Annotated in this window: 18 protein-coding genes; 2 read left to right on the plus strand and 16 right to left on the minus strand. The window is 29.7% G+C overall.

The window, feature by feature from the left end:
- The first annotated feature begins 2 nt into the window (after positions 1-2).
- On the plus strand, positions 3-1,355 hold the full coding sequence (gene citX / locus E0E45_RS10680; protein ID WP_130891147.1) for a citrate lyase holo-[acyl-carrier protein] synthase: 1,353 nt from the start codon (positions 3-5) through the stop codon (positions 1,353-1,355).
- A 164-nt stretch (positions 1,356-1,519) separates the two neighbouring features.
- Positions 1,520-2,077 carry a MarR family winged helix-turn-helix transcriptional regulator gene (locus tag E0E45_RS10685; protein WP_130891148.1) on the plus strand — a complete coding sequence of 186 codons (558 nt, stop codon included), beginning with the start codon at positions 1,520-1,522 and terminating at the stop codon, positions 2,075-2,077.
- Between the two features lie 70 nt (positions 2,078-2,147).
- On the opposite strand, the gene E0E45_RS10690 is transcribed toward E0E45_RS10685, so the two are convergent.
- From E0E45_RS10690 to secD, 16 genes are all read right to left on the minus strand, one after another.
- Entirely contained in the window at positions 2,148-2,702 is a 555-nt protein-coding gene (locus E0E45_RS10690) for a redoxin domain-containing protein (protein ID WP_130891149.1), read from the minus strand.
- Between the two features lie 41 nt (positions 2,703-2,743).
- Positions 2,744-4,105 (minus strand): APC family permease, encoded by a 1,362-nt coding sequence (locus E0E45_RS10695; protein ID WP_130891150.1) that lies wholly within the window; start codon positions 4,103-4,105, stop codon positions 2,744-2,746.
- A gap of 159 nt (positions 4,106-4,264) precedes the next feature.
- The gene (locus E0E45_RS10700) at positions 4,265-5,452 is read right to left on the minus strand and encodes a MalY/PatB family protein (RefSeq protein ID WP_130891151.1); all 1,188 of its coding nucleotides are present in this window, start codon (positions 5,450-5,452) and stop codon (positions 4,265-4,267) included.
- Positions 5,453-5,516: 64 nt separating this feature from the next.
- Positions 5,517-6,731 carry a DUF401 family protein gene (locus tag E0E45_RS10705; protein ID WP_232044105.1) on the minus strand — a complete coding sequence of 405 codons (1,215 nt, stop codon included), beginning with the start codon at positions 6,729-6,731 and terminating at the stop codon, positions 5,517-5,519.
- A gap of 331 nt (positions 6,732-7,062) precedes the next feature.
- Positions 7,063-8,367, minus strand: coding sequence for an NCS2 family permease (locus E0E45_RS10710; protein WP_130891152.1), 1,305 nt, complete (start codon positions 8,365-8,367; stop codon positions 7,063-7,065).
- A gap of 23 nt (positions 8,368-8,390) precedes the next feature.
- Entirely contained in the window at positions 8,391-9,263 is an 873-nt protein-coding gene (locus E0E45_RS10715; RefSeq protein ID WP_130891153.1) for an RluA family pseudouridine synthase, read from the minus strand.
- Between the two features lie 7 nt (positions 9,264-9,270).
- Positions 9,271-10,377, minus strand: coding sequence for a rod shape-determining protein RodA (gene rodA / locus E0E45_RS10720; protein ID WP_130891154.1), 1,107 nt, complete (start codon positions 10,375-10,377; stop codon positions 9,271-9,273).
- A gap of 13 nt (positions 10,378-10,390) precedes the next feature.
- Positions 10,391-10,831 carry a dUTP diphosphatase gene (gene dut / locus E0E45_RS10725; protein WP_130891155.1) on the minus strand — a complete coding sequence of 147 codons (441 nt, stop codon included), beginning with the start codon at positions 10,829-10,831 and terminating at the stop codon, positions 10,391-10,393.
- A gap of 12 nt (positions 10,832-10,843) precedes the next feature.
- Positions 10,844-12,067, minus strand: a complete 1,224-nt coding sequence (locus E0E45_RS10730; protein ID WP_130891156.1) for a M16 family metallopeptidase — start codon at positions 12,065-12,067, stop codon at positions 10,844-10,846.
- 15 nt (positions 12,068-12,082) lie between these two features.
- Entirely contained in the window at positions 12,083-13,171 is a 1,089-nt protein-coding gene (locus E0E45_RS10735) for an LptF/LptG family permease (protein ID WP_130891157.1), read from the minus strand.
- Complete coding sequence (locus E0E45_RS10740; protein ID WP_130891158.1) at positions 13,172-14,248, minus strand: LptF/LptG family permease; 1,077 nt, start codon at positions 14,246-14,248, stop codon at positions 13,172-13,174.
- 9 nt (positions 14,249-14,257) lie between these two features.
- A complete protein-coding gene (locus E0E45_RS10745; RefSeq protein ID WP_130891159.1) occupies positions 14,258-14,791 on the minus strand; it encodes a CvpA family protein in 534 nt (177 codons plus the stop codon).
- A 14-nt stretch (positions 14,792-14,805) separates the two neighbouring features.
- The gene (locus tag E0E45_RS10750; protein ID WP_130891160.1) at positions 14,806-15,987 is read right to left on the minus strand and encodes a class I SAM-dependent rRNA methyltransferase; all 1,182 of its coding nucleotides are present in this window, start codon (positions 15,985-15,987) and stop codon (positions 14,806-14,808) included.
- 12 nt (positions 15,988-15,999) lie between these two features.
- A complete protein-coding gene (alr, locus tag E0E45_RS10755) occupies positions 16,000-17,094 on the minus strand; it encodes an alanine racemase (RefSeq protein ID WP_130891161.1) in 1,095 nt (364 codons plus the stop codon).
- A 103-nt stretch (positions 17,095-17,197) separates the two neighbouring features.
- Positions 17,198-18,142 carry a protein translocase subunit SecF gene (gene secF, locus E0E45_RS10760; RefSeq protein ID WP_130891162.1) on the minus strand — a complete coding sequence of 315 codons (945 nt, stop codon included), beginning with the start codon at positions 18,140-18,142 and terminating at the stop codon, positions 17,198-17,200.
- Entirely contained in the window at positions 18,133-19,365 is a 1,233-nt protein-coding gene (gene secD, locus E0E45_RS10765; protein WP_130891163.1) for a protein translocase subunit SecD, read from the minus strand. The genes secF and secD overlap by 10 nt, the downstream gene beginning before the upstream one ends.
- Positions 19,366-19,382 lie beyond the last annotated feature (17 nt).

The following is a 19,382-nucleotide window of genomic DNA, read 5'->3' on the forward strand; positions in this document are numbered from 1 at the left end:
TGATGTTTGATTTAAATAAGTTTTTAGAATTCAGGGAACAGAGAGTAGAACTTCAAAATTCCCTTATTAGTAAATATTCCCTTCCTCTCATTGCTGTAAGGACTAATTATCCAGGTGAAAATAAACTTGAAGCTTTAGCTGTAAGAATAGCTGATATAGCTGCAAAAGAAGTGGAAGAATGTTTTGCAGAAAAAATAATATATAGTGAAGTTTTAGAAAATCTTGAAGGAAAAATATACCTTTTTGTCATAGATGAAAGAGCTGAAAATATAAAAGAAACTACTATCTATTTTGAAGAAAATCATATTTTAGGAAGATGTGTGGATATAGATGTCTATGATACAGAAGGAAACGGACTTTCCAGAAGCCAGTTTGGATATGAAAAGAGAAAATGTCTTATCTGTAATGACATGGCTTTCATATGCGGGAGAGTTATGAAACATTCTCATCAAGAGATAAAAAATATTCTTATGGAGAAATATATTCAATACAATAACTATGTTATAAAAAGAGAAGAAATAGTGAAAAAGCTTGGAGATATTGCTGTTGAAGCTATGATATTTGAAGCTGCTACCTCTCCATCTTTTGGACTTGTTTCTCCTCTTACACAAGGTTCTCATGATGATATGGATTTCTTTACTTTCTTAAAAAGTTCTTTTGCTATTAAAGAAGGCTTTGAAAAAATGGCAAGAGTTGCATATTCTTATCTCACACTTGAAAAAGCTTTTTTAAGAACAAGAAAAATAGGAATTGAAACTGAAAAATCCATGTTTGAAGTTACTGAAAATATTAATACTCACAAAGGAATGATATTTCTTCTTGGAATAGCTGTAGTTACAGCTTCAAGAGTATTATATGAAGGAGCTTCTTTTAATGATATTCAGCCTATGATAAAATATATGTGTAAAGATATTTTAAAAGATTTTGAAAATCTAAAAAATAAAACTGAACTTACTCATGGAGAAAAATTATATAAAAATTATGGTTTTACAGGAGTAAGAGGTGAAGTAAGAGAGGGCCTTGATATAATTTTTAATGGCTCTCTTAATATTCTGGAAGATTCTATTAAAAAAAATAATGATATGAATCTTGCATCTCTTCAAACTCTTATTTTTCTTATGGGAAAAGTAATGGATAGTACTATTGTCCACAGACATGATATTCATATGCTTCGCAGAGTAAAAAGAGAAGCAGAGGAATTTTTTGCTGCTGGGGGAGTTTATAGTGAATTAGGAAGACAAACTGCTGAAAATATGGAAAAAATATATATTAAAGAAAGAATAAGTCCAGGTGGAAGTGCTGATCTTTTAGCAGTTACAATATTTTTATATAAAATAAAAAATCTTTTCTTTTAAATGTTTTTTATTTATAAATATTTAAATATAAGTATAAATTTTATAATCTATTATTAAAAAATATGATTGTTTAAAGAATTGTTTATCTTTTAAATAGAAATTGAATATATATAATGCTATGATATAATATATGTAAGAAATTATTAGTATTTGGAGGTTCAGGTTTGGAAAATCATAAAAACTTGTACTATGATGAAATCATTGACAAATGGATCAGCATGGATGAAAGTGAAGAAATAGTAAATAAAAGATTTAAATCTCTAAATAAAAAATCAGAGATATTATATAATTTTGTTATTGCTTATACAAATTATATGAATGAAAAAAGAGATTATGGAACTGGTGAAGAACTGTCTATGACAGAAGCTCATATACTTACAGATATAGTTGATTATGAAGGTATCACTGTTACTGAACTTTCAAAAAAATGGAGAAAAACAAGAAGTGCTATATCACAGACTATAAAAAGTTTATTAAAAAAAGAATATATTTATAGAGTAAATTCTAAAGATGATGCTAAATTCTTCTATCTTTATCCCTATGATAAAGCAAAATCTTTTGTTCTTGCTCATAAGAGATATGATAATATAGATATAGTTAAAACTAATAAGTCACTTTTAGAAAAATTTTCTGTTGATGATCTTGTTACTTTTGATAATATTCTTGAAGAATATACTTCTATTTTATTAAGAGAAGAAGAAAAAAGAGAAAAGAAAAAATAGTTTTATATAAAACAGACCTGAAAATTTCAGGTCTGTTTTTTTGAGGTATTGTGACATAAGAAATTATTCTTTAATTTGTAGTTATATATTTATATACTATATCCAATACTTCTTTTGCTCTAGGGATATCAGCTCCATCTTTTGCATAATGTGAATATATCACCTTGTTATTTCCATCTACAATAAACATTGCAGGAAGCTGAAGTTCATTTCCTTCATACTCTCCATGAGAAAGCCCCATACTTTTAGCTTCAGTTACCTTTTCAACTATATTTCCTGCTTTAAGTTTATCTAAAGATTCTGCTGCTTTTATTTCAAATTTCTTGTATAATTCCTGTTCAGGATCACATATTATCTCAAATTTCAGCTTTGCCTCTTTATCTGCTGCTTTTATCACTTCTGGTACAGACTGCAGTACTATCTTAACATCTGCACCCATCTCTTCAAATTTCTCATATAATTTGTTAAATTCCATGATATCCAGCTGACATATTGTACAGCCATAATATCTTAAAAAAGCTAATATTCCTATTTTATTTCCCTTGTTTTTAAAATAATCTTTTCTCATTTCATAGGCTGTATCATATACAAAATTTTCCAGAAATTCGTTTTCTCTTACTATCATGGCATCACTCCCTATTAAATTGTCTTATATTTTTATTCTGTTTATTCTTTCTCTTTTTCTGTATCTTCAGTTTCATAACTTACATGACATTTTATTTTTCCACTATTATATCTTATATGAGCATAAGTAAAAGCAAAAACTATAACGCATAAATTTCCTATTAGTAATGGCAGTGATAAGCTTGTTCCAAGGAGTATAGCCTGCAGTATAAAAATCATTACAGCAGCTGTTACTAAAGCTTTTACTGCTCCTTCTTTTATATGCAGTGGTGAATTCTCCCATTGTCTAGGAAGTTTTTTTGCTACACTTAATAGACATAGAGCTATCATAGAATTTGTAACACTTTGTACAGTTGTTACTATTTTTGATATTATGCTTATATTTAAATTGAAAACTACTGGTAATAATCCTACAAAAAAGAATATTGTCAACAGATACATTGGTGTTTTATAATTTCTATGTAGTGTTGCAAGTTTTGCTGGAAGCCATCCATCATTTGCTGCCTGCATCAATGGTTTTGTTGCAGAAGCAAGCTGTGAATTCAGCGTTGAAATAAGAGCTGCCCATGCCCCACCTACAATAAAGAATACATATAATTGTTTTGGAAGTATCTCTTTTGCCACATGAGTAAGAGGTTCATTAGCTACACGTGCTACTGGAAATACTCCTGCTGCAACTGTTGCCATAAATCCATAGAGTACTGCAACTGCCAAAGTAGATGTTATCATAACCTTAGGAATGTCCCTAGTTGGATTTTTAGCCTCTCCTGACAGATTAGCTATAACCTGTGCACCACCTGTTGCAAAAGTCAATTGTGCAGTAGCTCTAAGCAGCCCTAGCCATCCTCCTGTCATAAAACTTGCAGGATCCATATAATTAGGATCTATTTTTCCAAATCCATAAACTGTAAATGCTGTGAGTGCTACTACTAAAGAAACAACTATTAGATTTTGAAACTTTGCAAACTTATCTATTCCTAAAAAATTTAATCCATATAATATTATCAAAATCCCAATAGCTAAAAGCTTTCTTGGTACAAATGGCAGAAATGGCAATGCATAATCTGCAAATGAAAGACAATACATTGATAATGATATATTTGTTAAAATAAATATTATTGTATAAGCTCCAGTATATTTTTCCCCAAGAAGTGAACCAATTATCGAATATTGTCCCCCTCTAAATCTTGCAGTAGTATTGATAAGAGTTAAAGGATACCATGAAATAAGTACCATAACTGCTGATAATACAAATGCTAAAGGTGCTGATCTTCCAGTCATCCCTATTGCTACTCCAGTCAAAGACATTATTCCAGCTCCTATTATCTGTCCCACAGATGCTCCCATCAAATCCCAAAAACCAAGCGTTCTTTTTAGTTCTTTTGTTGAAGTCAAATTGCTCATTTTTATACCTCCAAATAATTTATTGAAAAATTATTAATAAGCTGCCTTTTTCCTTCTATTATTTCATATCTTTCTAACCCTTAAAAAATATGAACTTTTTTATCCCTAAATATTTTTATATTTCAGCATATAATATCTATGAAATAATTTCCCACATATTTATTTATAGATTTTTTCTAATGCTTTTCCAAGTCTTTCAAGTTCAGCTTCTATTACCCAAGTAGGAGCTGCTAGATTTATTCTCTCATATCCGCTTCCCTCTTCTCCAAAAATATATCCTTCATCAGTAAAGAATTGAGCATCCATATGCATAAATCTTTCTAATTCTTCATCACTTATTTCTAATGCTTTGAAATCCAACCATTGAAGATATGTTCCCTCTATTAATCTGGCCTTGATTTTAGGGAACTTTTTCTCAAAGAATTCTTTTACTAGCTTCTGGTTAGTATCCAATACTGTAATTAATTCTTCAAGCCATTTTTCTCCTTGGTTATATGCAATTTCACATGCTTTAAATCCCAATATATTTACAGATGAGCTTCTCATTCTCTGAAGTGTTTCTGAATATTTTTCTCTTATTTCCTTATTTTTTATAATAATACTAGATGTTGCTAAACCTGCAAGATTAAATGTTTTAGACGGAGCTGTACATGTAATAAGCCTTTCTTCTATCTCTCCTCCCAGTCTTCCCAGCATATAATGTTCATATCCTGGCATAATAAGATCTGCCCATATTTCATCTGATACAACTACTAAATCATTTTTTACTGATATCTCAGCTACTTTCTTTAGTTCTTCTTTTGTCCATACTCTTCCTACTGGATTATGTGGACTACAAAAGATGAGAAGCTTATTTTTAGGATCTTTTGAAATTTCATCAAATTTTTCAAAGTCTATTGTATAGTATCCATCTTTTTCTATTAGTGGACAATTTGCAATATTTCTTTCATTTTTTTCTATTGCCATAGAAAATGGATAGTATACAGGTCTAAATATTATTACCCCTTCTCCTGGTTCTGTGAAGGCATTAACTGCTGCATAGAAAGCATTAACTACTCCAGGAGTATTTAATATCCATTCTTTTTCCACCTTATAATTATGCCTTCTGTCCATCCATGATATAACAGAATCAAGAAAATCTGGATAAGCTTTTGTATATCCTAATATAGCAGTATCTAAATGTTTTTTTAATCCTTCAACAATCTCAGGAGCTGGTTTAAATTCCATGTCTGCCACTGATAAAGGTACCACATCATCTGCTACATTTGGATTCCAACTGTACATTTGTTCCCACTTTGATGCCCCAGTATTTTTTCTAGATACAAGTGTTGTAAAGTCATAACTCATTTTTATTCCTCCTTTTTTCTAAATATAACATATTTGTTTTCCACCAAAACTTTTTATAAAATATTTATGTAAACATGAATAACAGATAGCTGTACACTGCTGTTATTGCTGTAAATATAATAAATATAGGAAAGGTTTTCTTAACTAATTCTATAAAAGATACATCAAATGCTTCTGTTACTATTGCAAGGCATATATGAGTTGGAGATACCTGCATTGCTATATAAGTCATACACATAAGAAGTATCATCAATGCAAGTCCTCCATTAGGTATAGTTGCAAAAGCAAGTGGCAAAGCCAGAGCTATTATTGCCTGTGATCCTGCTACTAAAGTTCCTATTACAAATATCAAAGAAAATATTATTGTTGGATGTATTGGAAGCTTTTCAAAATATTCAGGTAATCTTCCTATCACTCCTGTGAAAGTAAGAAGTTCTTTAAATATCATTATCATTACTGTACTTACTATCAATTTTGTTTCAAATGCTGTTTTTATCATAGGAATAAGTTCATCAATTGAAAATTTATTTAAAATTGCTGATACTATTATCACTGGTATAACTGCCATATATACTGGTATTTTTAGTGTCAGTATTATAGTTATAGTTACTGCTATTGGCCATAAACTTATTATAAGATTTATTATGTCGTCTTTTTTATCTCTTGATTGGCTGATGCCAGTAGATTTAGGTATTTTTCTTACATAAAACACATATCCTAGAATAAATAAAATTGCTACCATAGGGAGCATCCCAACAACAAATTTTGTCATATCCACTCCTGATAAATCAAGAGCCAAAAGTATTGAAGAATATGTTGGAAGAAAAGCTTCTGATATATGTCGATAGTAACTTGTTACAAAAGTCTGTTCTTCTCTTGTCAGATAATCTCCACTTGCATTTTGAACTATTGGTGCTGCTATAAGTACTGCTCCAGCAGATGGAAGCAATCCTATAACAAATGGTGCTATCATTGCATTTATTCTCCTGCTGTTAAATATATTGTCTAAAGACTTTTCTGCTAATAAAAGATGTCCCCTTTTCTCCATCATTCTCTGTACATACGTTATTGTATAAAAAGCAAGTACCAAAGATATTGTATCTCTACTAGCACAAGATTTAAAAGCAAGTTGAAAGGAAGTTATTACAGGAATTCTGTAAAGAATAATACTTATTACAGCTCCAACTAATATGGATATATACAAAGGTTTTTTTAATTTGATAAAAAATACTATTCCTGTAAATATGACTATCAATTTTACAATATCCAATTTTATCACCCCAAATATATTTTTTGATTAATAATTAAATATCTTAACTATTAAATCAATAATACAACTTATCAAAAATAAATTCAAGTTATTTTTTAATTCTTTTTGTTCTATTTTTATATTTTAAGTATTTATAATATAAATATAAAAATATAAAAAGTAATTTCACCTGTTTTAAACACTTGTATAATTTATACGTAAATAGATAATATCATATAAATAAAAAATGAGCCTAACTTATTAAGTAAGATTAATTCTTAATAATTTTCCTAATTGAAAACTTTTAAAGATTACTCTACTTTTAGGTTAGCCTCATTTGATATTTTGAGTATAACTTATTTTAGATCATAAGATTGACTAAACAAAGTGCCCCTATGAACATTAATGTAACATTTATTTTTTTAAAATCACCAGTTACTAAATGAAGAATTATGTAAGTAAGAAATCCTAAACTTAAACCTATACTGATACTATATGTTAAAGGCATCATTACAATAATGATAAATGCTGAAAATAAAGATTTCATATCTGTAAAATCTAAATCTTTAACATTTTTAAACATATATCCTCCAACTATGATAAGAGCTGGTGCAGTTGCATATGCAGGTACTACTCCTACTATTGGTGAAAAGAATAATGCTCCTATAAACATTAGAGCTGTAACTACAGAAGCTAGTCCAGTTCTTGCACCAACAGCTATTCCTGCTGCTGATTCAACGAAAGTAGTTACTGTACTTGTTCCAAGCATAGATCCAAATATTGTAGCACTTACATCTGTATAAAGCATTCTTCCAAGACCTTTAATATGTCCCTTTTCATCTACCATTCCTATTTGCTTAGAACAAGAAATAAGAGTTCCTAGTGTATCAAACAAGTCAACAAACATAAATGAAAATATTGGTCCTATCAAAGAAAGTTTTAAAGCTGATAAGATATCTAATTTCATAGCTATTGGAGCAATACTTGGAGGTAAAGATACTATTTGCCTAGGTATATCTACATTTCCAGTTATAAAAGCCAAAATAGTTGAAACCATTATTCCAATAAGAATTCCACCTTTTACCTGTTCTATTTCCAATACCATAGCTACAACAAGCCCTACTATTCCTATTATTACAGGAATTGTTATAGGCCCTAATGCTACTAAAGTTGCTGGACTTGCCACTACTAATCCAAGATTTTTAAGTCCTATCAAAGTAATGAACATTCCTATTCCTCCACCTACTGCTATTTTCAGTGGAAGAGGTATAGCATTTGCAATTCTCTCTCTTATTCCACCTATTGAAAGTATAAGGAAAAAGAATCCAGAAATAAATACAATACCAAGTGCTGTTTCCCAAGGCACTCCTTTACCTAATACAAGAGTATAAGTAAAAAATGCATTTAATCCCATTCCAGGAGCCAATGCAAATGGTGCATTTGCCCAAACTCCAGATAATAAAGTTGCTATTGCTGAAGCCAGACAAGTTACTGTTATTAAAGCTCCAACATCCATCCCTGCATCTCCAAGTATTGATGGATTTACAAAGATAATATAAGACATTGCCAGAAATGTAGTTACTCCTCCAATAACTTCTTGTCTTATTGTGCTTCCTCTTTCAGATATTTTAAACATTCCTTCTAAAATACCATTGTTTTGTGACATTTTCTTTCCTCCTATGTTAAAATTTAATTACTACCAAGTCTTTTAATATATTCATCTGGAATAGGTAGATTTATCTCTATTCCATACTTATTTATTTTTAAGTAGTGAGAAAATAAATACATCATTTTCTCTTTTCCTCTTCCATATTTAGTGTCACCTATTATTGCATTTCCCATATTAGCTAATTGAACTCTCAATTGGTGTGTTCTTCCACTTCCAAGAGTTCCTTCAAGAAGAGTACAGTCTTTTCCATATTTCTTTACTTTAAAAGAACTTAGACTTTCCTTTGCTCCTTCTTCAAATTCTTCTACTTCTATTACTTTATCTTCTATTTTTTTCAGATAACTTTTTATAGTAAATTCTTTCTCTTTTACTTTTCCCTCTACAAGTATATAGTATTTCTTGTCTATATTTCTATTTCTTATCTCTTCTGCTAATTCTCTAGCTGTTACCAAAGATTTAGCTCCTATAATTAATCCAGAAGTTGCTTTATCGATTCTATTTACAAAATTAAAATTAGGATTTTTTAAATATCCTTTCAATAATTCTGATATTCCAAAATCATACCCACTTCCTTTATGCATAACCATATTATTTTTTTTATTAAAAATAAGGATGTTCTCATCTTCATAAACAATAGATTTTTTTATTTTTTCAATCCCTTTATCTTCAACATCTAATAGCTTTTCTTCTTTTGTTTCTCCACCTTTGAAGAAAACCTTTATCTCATCATTAAGTTGAAGTCTATAATTTTCTTTGCTTTTCTTACCATTAACTTTTATCTTTCCAGTTCTTATTCCTTTAAATATTTCAGTCAAAGGTATATCCTCATATTTTTTTCTAAGAAATTTGTCCAGTCTTACATCTTCATACTCTTTATCCACTATGTATTCCATATTACTCCTAATCTCTATACATTTTCACACTTTGAACTATTCCAAGCATCATAAAACTTATTAAAAGAGATGTTCCTCCATAGCTCATCAAAAGAAGAGGTTTCCCTGTTACTGGCATTATTCCCATTATCATTCCTACATTTATTATCAAATGAAATAAAAATACAGATGCTATTCCATAACAAACCAGTCTTCCATATTTGTCCTCTGTAGTATCTGCTATATAGACTATCTGTAAAATCAGAATAAGATATAGTCCTAATAAAACAACTCCTCCAACAAATCCTCTCTCTTCCAAAAATACTGATCCTATAAAGTCTGTATGTGCTTCTGGAAGAAATCTCAGTTTACTTTGAGTACTGTTCAGAAATCCCTTTCCATAAAGACCTCCTGAACCTATAGCTATCATAGACTGTGTTACATTCCATCCACTTCCTAAAAGGTCTGCTTCAGGATTTAAAAATGTAAGTACTCTCTGTTTTTGATAGTCTTTTAAAAAGAAGAAAAAGGCTGTAGGAACAGAGATTATTCCTGTAATAACCATTATTATTATTGATTTCCAGTCTATTCCATGTATAAATATGAGAACAAAATATGTCATCATAAGTATAAGAGCTGTTCCCAAATCAGGCTGTCTTAATATCAATAAAAATACTGGAAGAATATGAAGAAAAGATATCATAACACTTTTTAATCCTATAAATCTATCTCTGTATTTTGAAACAAGAAATTCTGAAAAAGTTAAAATAACCAGTATCTTTCCTATTTCAGAAGGCTGTACACTTATAGGCCCAAGATCTATCCACCTTTGAGCTCCAAGTCTTTTTACTCCCACTACATATACTGAAAGGAGAACTAAAATATTAAAAATATAGATTAATTTATAATATTTAGCATATTTTCTATAATCTACAAAAGAGAAAAATAGATATACAAAGATACCTATTACTCCCCAAAAAGCTTCTCTTTTATAAAAAAGAGCAGTCTTATGTATAGTAGCACTGTAAATTGTCAGTACACTTATCACAACGATAATTACTGCATTAAGCAGAAGAAGGTTGTTCATTTTTTTTATTTTTTTTAAAATCAAAGCTGTATCTCTGCTTTTTCCCATATACTGCTACTCCTTATTTCCCTGTATGACCAAATCCCCCTGCTCCTCTTTCAGTTTCATCTAAAGAATCCACTTCTACAAATTCCATCTGTGCAACTTTATTTAAAACAAGCTGCCCTATTCTCTCTTGAGGATTTATTACATACTCATCTTTACTAAGATTTACCATTATAACTTTTAATTCTCCTCTATAATCACTATCTATAGTTCCAGGTGTATTCAAAAGAGTTATTCCATGTTTGATTGCCAGTCCACTTCTAGGTCTTACCTGAACTTCATATCCATCAGGTATAGCTATTTTAAGTCCTGTTGAAACTAATGCTCTCTCCAGTGATCTTAGTACTATTGGTTCTTCTATGTTTGCTCTCACATCCATTCCTGCTGAACCAGATGTTTCATATTTAGGAAGTGAAACATTTTCTTCTTTTACTACTTTTACTACAACTTTTTCCATTTATGATCTCCTTTATATATCTCCAAGTATTGTGCAAGAATAGAATTCCTCTTGGAATAAATATTCTGCTGTCTTTTTTATATCTTCTAATGTTATATTTTCTATTTTTGATATTATCTCATCAATCTCAGTCACTCTTCCATAGAGCATATAAGTACTTGCCATTCTTGTCATTTTCCCTTTACTATTTTCAAGACTGAAAGTAAGCATACTTAAAAACTGATTTTTAGATTTTTGAAGTTCATATGGAGTTATTCCATTTTTCTTTATATCTTCAAATTCATCTTTGATTATATCTATAACTTCCTGATAGCTTTCTTTAGTAGTACCTGCATATATAGTAAAAAGTCCTCCCTCTATAAATGCTGTACCATAACTGTAAACTGAATAGGCTAATCCTCTTTCTTCTCTTATCTTTTGAAATAATCTTGAACTCATATTTCCTGCAAGTACACTTGAAATTATAGCTCCTGGATACTTCATATCTTCTATCTGACTGTTTCCTCTTGTATTAAAACAAAGATGTACTTGATTAGTTTCCCTCTTTATTCTGTTTTCTCCATTATTTATTGTAAAAGAGGCATCCATATCTCTTTTAAAATTACTATCTCTAAATTTTCCCAACCCTTTATTTAATTCTTCTACTACATGGTCATAATCTATTTTTCCAGCAACAGATACTACAAGATTTGATGCTACATACTGTTCATCAAAATATTTTAAAAATTTCTCTCTAGTTATATTATTAAGACTTTCTATAGTTCCCAATACTATATTTGATTGAACTCCAGTTATTGCATATTTTACATTTTCATCATGCACTATCTCTTCTGGAATATCATCATACATTCTTATCTCTTCTATTATTACATTTCTCTCTTTATCTAAATTTTCCTGTGTAAAAGTAGAATTTAAAAACATGTCTGATAATACATCTATACCTGTATCAATTTTACTTGAAAGCATCTGTATATAGTAAGCGGTCATATCTCTGCTTGTATAAGCATTTATTAATCCACCTTCATTGTCTATTAATTCAGATATTTCTTTTGCACTTCTAGTTTTTGTTCCTTTAAACATCATATGTTCTATAAAATGAGAAACTCCACTCTCATCTGGATATTCATTTCTTGATCCTGTATTAACAAATATCCCTAGACTTACAGTACTTACACTGTCTATATTTTCCATTAAAACAGGTATGCCATTGTCTAATCTTCTTATTTCTATGTTCATTCACTCACTCCACTCTTAATATTCTGCTCTATACATAAAATATATTCCAATTCCTAAAAAAATTATATTAGGAATCCATCCACTGACAAATGGATTTAAAAATCCATTTATACTCAAAGCTTCAAAAGAAGCCTGTACTATATAATATCCATAACCTAAAGCTACAGATAATGCCATACTTATTGCTGAAGCTCCTCTTACATATCTGCTTCCAAGTGAAAGACCTAAGAAGGAGATTATGAAACTTGAGAAAGGAAAAGAATATCTATTTCCTATTTCAACAAGTAATTCTCTTGTATCTCCACCTATACTTTTTATCTCTCTTATAGATTTTTTCAATTCTTTTATTGTAAGAGTTTTGGGTTCTACACTTTTTGTTATGAACTTATCTGGTTCATCATCATATTTATCCTCTGTAAAAATCTTTACTTCTTTTGCTTTTTCCAGTTTTTCTCCATTATAAATATTAGCATCTTTCAATACCCATACTTTTTTACTAAAATTATATCTTCCTTCTTTTGCAGTAACTATTCTTTCAACTTTATCAAAACTTTCATTCAAATCAACTATTTCAATATTCTCACTAAAACCAGTTTCTCTATTTATTTTCCCCATAAGATAAACATAGTTTGAATTTTCCCCTCTTAGAAAAGCATTTCTCTTTTCTGCTGGCATTTCTCTTCTGGATCTGTCCCCATCTTTTATCTCTCTGTTTTTTCTTACAGAATAAGGATAGAGACTATCATTTATAAAAAATACAATTACAGCTATTACTGCTGAAATAAGGATAGGAAAAAGTACTATTCTTTTAAAACTTATTCCAGCTGTTTTTAAAGATATGATTTCAAGATTGGAAGCCATGGAACTTATTGTCATCAATGAACCTAATAATACTGCTAAAGGTGCTACATCTATTAATATTTTTGGTATCATTGTAAGAATATAAAATATTGATTCATTAGCTGAAAATCTTCCATCACTTACATATCTTATAACTTTAAACAATTGACTTACTAAAAATATCCCTACAAAAGCTATCAGACTGAGGAAAAATGATTTTATAAAATTTTTACTTATGTATCCATCTATTATTTTTATTTTCATTTATATCCCCCTAGATTTTTTCTTATAGAAATAGAAAGTCACTAAAAATAAAATTATATTTGGTGTCCATACTCCTATGAATGGAGGAATTTTACCTCTATTAGCCATAACCATTCCTATATTCAGAAATGTTATATATGAAAATATTACTGCAAGGCTTAAAGCAAAATTAGCTCCTTTTCCACTTCTATGATGCCCTATGGAAATAAATACCCCAAGCAAAGAAAGCATTATTGTAGATAGTGGCAGAGCCAGCTTTCTATTTATCTCTACCTTATATGGTACTTTTTCATTTTTAGGAAGCTCTTTCATTTCTTTAATGAGCATACTTATACTCATAGCTTCTATATCCTTTACTTTAATATCTATTCCATCAAAATAAGCAGTAAGAGGTACTCTTTTATCATCAAATTCTCCTCTTAGTTTTTCTTTTCCATCTTTATCAAAATCATAAAATTTAGAATCTGTTATTATCATTGAAGAATCTTTCCAATATGCCTCTTTTCCAACTAATACAGTAGGAAAAGCTACATCTTCATCTTTCTGAAATATAAGTACTCCTTGAGCTATTCTGTCCTTTCCTTCTATTCTGTCTATATAGAGATTATATTCATCAACTTCATCTATAAAAGTTTTCTCTTTTAACTGAAATACAGGATTTTCATAAGCTATCTTAGTTGTTATATATTGAAGCTTGCTGAATGATCTTGGAATTATACTTTCTTGAAGGAAAAATATAAAAAGCGTAGTAATAGAAGCTAGAATAAATATAGGTTTTATAATCTCTCTAAGATCCATCCCTATAGAACTCATAGCTGTTGCCTCACTAGTTCTTGTAAATTTTGAAAATGTCAGCATTACCCCTAAAAATATTCCCATAGGAATAGTTTGAGACAGAATAGGTGGAAGATAAAATGATAATATCCTCATTATGTCAATTATTGATATCCCTTTTACTATTATATTTTCCATCATAGCCACTATGATATCTATCAGGAAAATAAATGTAAATAAAGAGATCCCAAATAATATTGGCATTTTCACCTCTTCTAAAATATATTTTTCTATTATTTTCATAAATTTCTCCTAAAAAAGTTTATTAACATATCTATTAATTAATTCCAGATTTTTTAATTCTTTTATTTTATCTTGGAAAACTTCAGGTACATATTTTTCTATATTTGGAACCACTTCCAAAAAAACTTCATTTGTGTAACTTCCCTTAGAATATTTCTTTAGACTTTTATACATATCTGTTGAATAGTTGTAGATTAAAAGAATCAGAACAGAAAGAAGTATTCCCTTAGCTATTCCAATTACTCCTCCTAAAATTCTTGTCACTATTCCCTTGCTTTGATTTTTAAGTATATTTCTTACTAAATGTATTACAATTCCAAGTAAAATATATACTGCCCAAAAAGTTATTATATATGTTATAAAATAACGATCTTTATCTTTTGATAATCCTAAGAATTCTATTACAGCTGGAGTATATTTTTTAGCAATAATAAAATTTACTACCAGTCCAAAGATAGCTAAAAATTCAACAAACAATCCATTTCTCAATCCATAAAGGAGAGATAAAACTATTATGACTCCTACTAATATATCTAAATACATCCCTACCACCTTTCTTAGTTATCTACTATTTTTACCCATAAAGCTTTTAAATACAAAGTTTCTGGCACATGAAGTATCCATGGATGATCCTCTGGCTGATAATTTATTCCTATCACTTGAAGAAGTTTTCCATTTTTAGATGCTGCCATTCTTGTCACTTCTATCAAATCCTGAAGAGTTATATGATAGGCACATGTTATTACTCCAAGTATTCCCCCTTCATTTAAAAGTTTAAAACTGTCATCACAAAGATCAAAGAAAAAATCTCTCCCTCTATGTATATCAGCTTTCCTTTTTATTAAAGATGGAGGATCTAATGTAATCACATCAAATTTTTCTCCTCTTCCTATTAGAGTTTTAAGAAGAAGAAAAGCATCTCCTTCCATAGTTACAAAATCTCCTGTAAATTCATTTAAAGTATAATTTTCTCTGCATAATTCCAATGCATGAGGTTCTTTATCTATAGCTGTTACTTTTTTACAGTTTTCTTTCAAAGCAGCCATTGAAAATCCTCCACTGCTTGAAAATACATCTAAGAATTTTGTATCCTTTGTAAGATATTTTCTTATAAACTTTCTTGAATCTCTCTGATCTAAGAAAAATCCAGTTTTTTGTCCATCTATTATATCTATACTATATTTAAGACCATTGTCTTCCATTATAACTCTTTCAGGTATTTCTCCAAAAACTATTCCTGTTTTCTGTTCCACCCCTTCAAGAGTTCTATTTTCAACATCACTTCTCTCATATATACCTTTTGGTTTCATTACTTTTTTAATGCTATTTATTATATCCTGTCTAAAAGTTTCCACTCCAGAATTTCTAAACTGCACAGATACATACTTGTCAAATTTATCTATAATTAACCCAGGTATTCCATCTCCTTCTGAAAAAAAAGCTCTTATACAATTAGTTTCATTAAAAAGATGTTCTCTTTTTTTATAAGCTTTTCTAATTTTTTCAAGAATAAAATTTTTATCTATTTTCTCATCTTTTGTAGTAAGTATTCTCACAAAAGCTGATGTAGAATCTGTTACATATCCTCTTCCTACAAAAGCCATATCAGATGAACATACATCTACTATATCTCCAGTTTTTACATTTCCTATTATAGTTTTTATCTCATCCTTGAAAACATTGGGATAGAAATTTATTATCTTCTTCTCTTTACCACTTATTAATATAATTTTTGTCATTAGCTCTCCTTTTTATCTTGTTATTAAATATGGAGTACCATTCTTTTTGTAGACTCTATATACTCTTCTTCCTATCCCTGTCAATATATCCCAAGTTGATTTATGGATAGAATTTATTTCTTCTATTATATCATCTCTTATAACAATTGCTTCAGTACCTATATTTATTTTTTTCAAAATTGATTCTGGTATTTTTACCATACACATATCCATACATATCTCTCCAACTATTGGACATTTTTCTCCTTCGATTAAAGCATATGTTTTATTGGAAAATTCCTTTTTCATACCATCAGCATATCCTATAGCAAGAGTGGCAAAAGTTTCTCCCTCTTTCAATTTTACAGTTCTTCCATAAGATATATATGAATCCTCTTCAAGAGTTCTTATAAAGAGTATTCTGGTTTTCATTGTAAAAACCCTTTTGAACCCTGGTATTCTTTCATTTCCCAACATACCATACATACATATACCAGCTCTTACTAGATTTCCTTTAAATCCATCATTGAATCTAAGTATTCCACCACTATTTAAAATATGTATATATTTTATATTTTTATACTCTTCAAATATTTTAAATTTATTTATCTGTTCTTTAGTATAATTATATGCTTCATCACTCATTCCATCTGCATCAGAAAGATGTGAATAAATACCAATTACTTTTATACCTTTTTCTGCACAGTAATCTACTGCTTCTTTTCCTTTTTCAGGAGTAAATCCTAATCTTCCCATACCAGTATCTATTTTGATATGTATTTCTGCATCTATTTTATTGGATTCTAAAAATTCTACCTGTCTCATACTGCTTATAGTTATTTGAAAATGTTTCTCTGCAGCTATTTCTATCTCATCATTAAAAAGTGAACCTAATATAAGTATCTCTTCTTCTATTCCGCCTTCTCTTAGTTCCATTGCTTCTTCTAAAGAGGCTACTCCAAAGATTTCAACTCCATGTTTTGAAAGCTCTTTAGCAGTTTCGATAGCTCCGAATCCATAACTATTAGCTTTTATAACTCCTAATACATTCGTGCCATGGACTAATTCTTTAATTTTATCTAGATTATATTTTAAATTGTCCATATCGATTTCTAACCAAGCTCTCATTTTTCCTATGCTCCCTTTTCTATTATGATTTAAATTTATAGAGGGCGACTTTAAAATTTCTCATTTTCAGCTGCCCTCTTATATTATATATTATATTTTATTATTAAACTAATATTTTTTCTTCATTCTTTGATTCTTTCTTTTTTTCCTCTCCCAAACTTTTAAGTCCTTTATTTGGCCCTTTTTTATTTTTATCAAGGAAATATACCAATGGTGTTGCAATAAATACTGAACTATAAGTTCCTGCAAGAATACCAATCAAAAGAGTAACAATAAATGTTTTTAAACTGTCTCCACCAAAAACAAGTATAGCAATAATAGCAAATAATGTAGTTACAGATGTATTAATAGATCTTATCATTACTTGATTTACACTTTTATTTAAACAATCCTCAAATGAAGTTTTATTTTTACGTTTTAGATTTTCTCTTATTCTATCAAATACAACTATTGTATCATTGATAGAATATCCAAGTATAGTAAGTATTGCTGCTATAAATGGTGTATCCACTTCATAACCTAAAAGTGAAATTACTCCAACAGCTATAATAAGATCATGGAACAATGCTGCTACTGCTGCCACTGCAAATGTAAATTCAAATCTGAAAGTTATATAAAGAATTATAAGAAAAGCTCCTATCCCTAGAGCATATATTGCTGAAGTTTTCAATTCTTCCCCAACACTTGCTCCTACTTTCTCCTCTTTATTTACATCAAAAGTTCCAATTTTTTTTAAGCTGTCAAGAACTTCTGCCTTTTCTGTTTCAGTAAGCTCAGGTGTTCTTATAATAACAGTATTATCTTCAGAAATTTGCACTTTTCTACTGTTAGGATTTACCTGATTTATCTCTTTAGAAATTTCATCTAAATTATTGTTAATATCATTCAATGTTACTGGTTTCTCAAATCTCAGTTGGAATAAGTTTCCTCCAGAAAAATCAATACCATAGTTAAGCCCTTTTATGAAAAAAGCTCCAAGAGAAAGAACAACAATAACTAATGATAGTCCTACAAATTTTTTACTATTTTTTATAATTTCTATTTGCATGCTGTTTTCCCCCTAACTCCAAATAATTCTGGTCTGCTTAATTTAAATACTGTGATGAAAGTAAGTAAAAGTATCTTAGTAATTGTGATAGCTGTAAACATAGATGCCAATGTACCTATTGTTAATGTTACAGCAAATCCTTTTACAGGACCAGTTCCAAAAGTGAAAAGAATAACAGTTATTATCAATGTTGTAAGGTTTGAGTCAAAGATAGCTACAAATCCCTTGCTAAATCCTGCATCTATTGCATTACGTATAGTATTTCCCAATCTAAGTTCTTCTTTTATTCTTTCAAATATGATAACATTTGCATCAACTGCCATACCTGCTGACAGAATAAGTCCTGCTATACCAGGAAGAGTTAATGTTGCATCTATAAAGTTAAGACATCCAAAAGTTATAAGTCCAAATATTATAAGAGCTATATTTGCAACTATTCCTGGAAGTCTATAGAACACTATCATAAAAACTCCTATAAGTATCATTGCAAATACTGCTGCTTGTTTACTTTGAGCTATTGACTCATCTCCAAGAGATGCTCCAACAGTTCTTGTTTCAACTATTTCAGCTTTTACTGGAAGAGCTCCTGCGTTTAAAAGTGTAGCTGTTGCTTTTGCTTCTTCTACAGTATAATTTCCTGTAATTACCCCATTTCCACTTGGTATTTCTGAATTGATCATAGGAGCTGTCTGTACTTTTCCATCTAGTGTGATAGCAAGTTTTCTTCCTATGTTATTTCTTGTGATCTCAGCAAATCTTACTGCTCCCTCTTGATTCATTTCAAATTGAATTTGAGGTCTTCCTAAGTTGTCATAAGATACATCTGCCTTCTTTAATGCTCCTCCAGTTAAAAGAGTTTCTCCAAGAGTCCCATCTGGATTTTCAAGTTTAAACTCCAACAAAGCTGTTTTTCCTATCATGTTTATTGCATCTTCTGTATTGCTTATTCCTGGAAGTTCGATTATTACTCTGTTGCTTCCAGCTTTTTGAACAAGTGATTCTGCTACTCCCAATCCATTTATTCTTCTGTCCAGAACTTCAATAAGTCTGTTCATTGCTGCATCATCAAGAGTTACCCCTTCATCTGGTACAGCTTCCAGTACTACATACACTCCACCTTTTAAGTCCAGCCCAAGTTTAGTTGGTTTAAAAAAGCTAAGCCATATAGCTCCTATTACCACAACTATAACAAGAGACAATCTCATTAATAATTTTGATCCCATTTCTCCTCCAAAATATT

It is taken from the genome of Fusobacterium ulcerans ATCC 49185 (assembly GCF_900683735.1).
Lineage (GTDB): Bacteria > Fusobacteriota > Fusobacteriia > Fusobacteriales > Fusobacteriaceae > Fusobacterium_A > Fusobacterium_A ulcerans_A.

Coding starts and splice junctions, on each gene's coding strand:
- citX (WP_130891147.1), top strand. CDS start 3: ATGTTTGATTTAAATAAGTTTTTAGAATTCAGGGAACAGAGAGTAGAA.
- E0E45_RS10690 (WP_130891149.1), bottom strand. CDS start 2,702: ATGATAGTAAGAGAAAACGAATTTCTGGAAAATTTTGTATATGATACA.
- E0E45_RS10695 (WP_130891150.1), bottom strand. CDS start 4,105: ATGAGCAATTTGACTTCAACAAAAGAACTAAAAAGAACGCTTGGTTTT.
- E0E45_RS10700 (WP_130891151.1), bottom strand. CDS start 5,452: ATGAGTTATGACTTTACAACACTTGTATCTAGAAAAAATACTGGGGCA.
- E0E45_RS10710 (WP_130891152.1), bottom strand. CDS start 8,367: ATGTCACAAAACAATGGTATTTTAGAAGGAATGTTTAAAATATCTGAA.
- E0E45_RS10715 (WP_130891153.1), bottom strand. CDS start 9,263: ATGGAATACATAGTGGATAAAGAGTATGAAGATGTAAGACTGGACAAA.
- rodA (WP_130891154.1), bottom strand. CDS start 10,377: ATGGGAAAAAGCAGAGATACAGCTTTGATTTTAAAAAAAATAAAAAAA.
- dut (WP_130891155.1), bottom strand. CDS start 10,831: ATGGAAAAAGTTGTAGTAAAAGTAGTAAAAGAAGAAAATGTTTCACTT.
- E0E45_RS10730 (WP_130891156.1), bottom strand. CDS start 12,067: ATGAACATAGAAATAAGAAGATTAGACAATGGCATACCTGTTTTAATG.
- E0E45_RS10735 (WP_130891157.1), bottom strand. CDS start 13,171: ATGAAAATAAAAATAATAGATGGATACATAAGTAAAAATTTTATAAAA.
- E0E45_RS10740 (WP_130891158.1), bottom strand. CDS start 14,248: ATGAAAATAATAGAAAAATATATTTTAGAAGAGGTGAAAATGCCAATA.
- E0E45_RS10745 (WP_130891159.1), bottom strand. CDS start 14,791: ATGTATTTAGATATATTAGTAGGAGTCATAATAGTTTTATCTCTCCTT.
- E0E45_RS10750 (WP_130891160.1), bottom strand. CDS start 15,987: ATGACAAAAATTATATTAATAAGTGGTAAAGAGAAGAAGATAATAAAT.
- alr (WP_130891161.1), bottom strand. CDS start 17,094: ATGAGAGCTTGGTTAGAAATCGATATGGACAATTTAAAATATAATCTA.
- secF (WP_130891162.1), bottom strand. CDS start 18,142: ATGCAAATAGAAATTATAAAAAATAGTAAAAAATTTGTAGGACTATCA.
- secD (WP_130891163.1), bottom strand. CDS start 19,365: ATGGGATCAAAATTATTAATGAGATTGTCTCTTGTTATAGTTGTGGTA.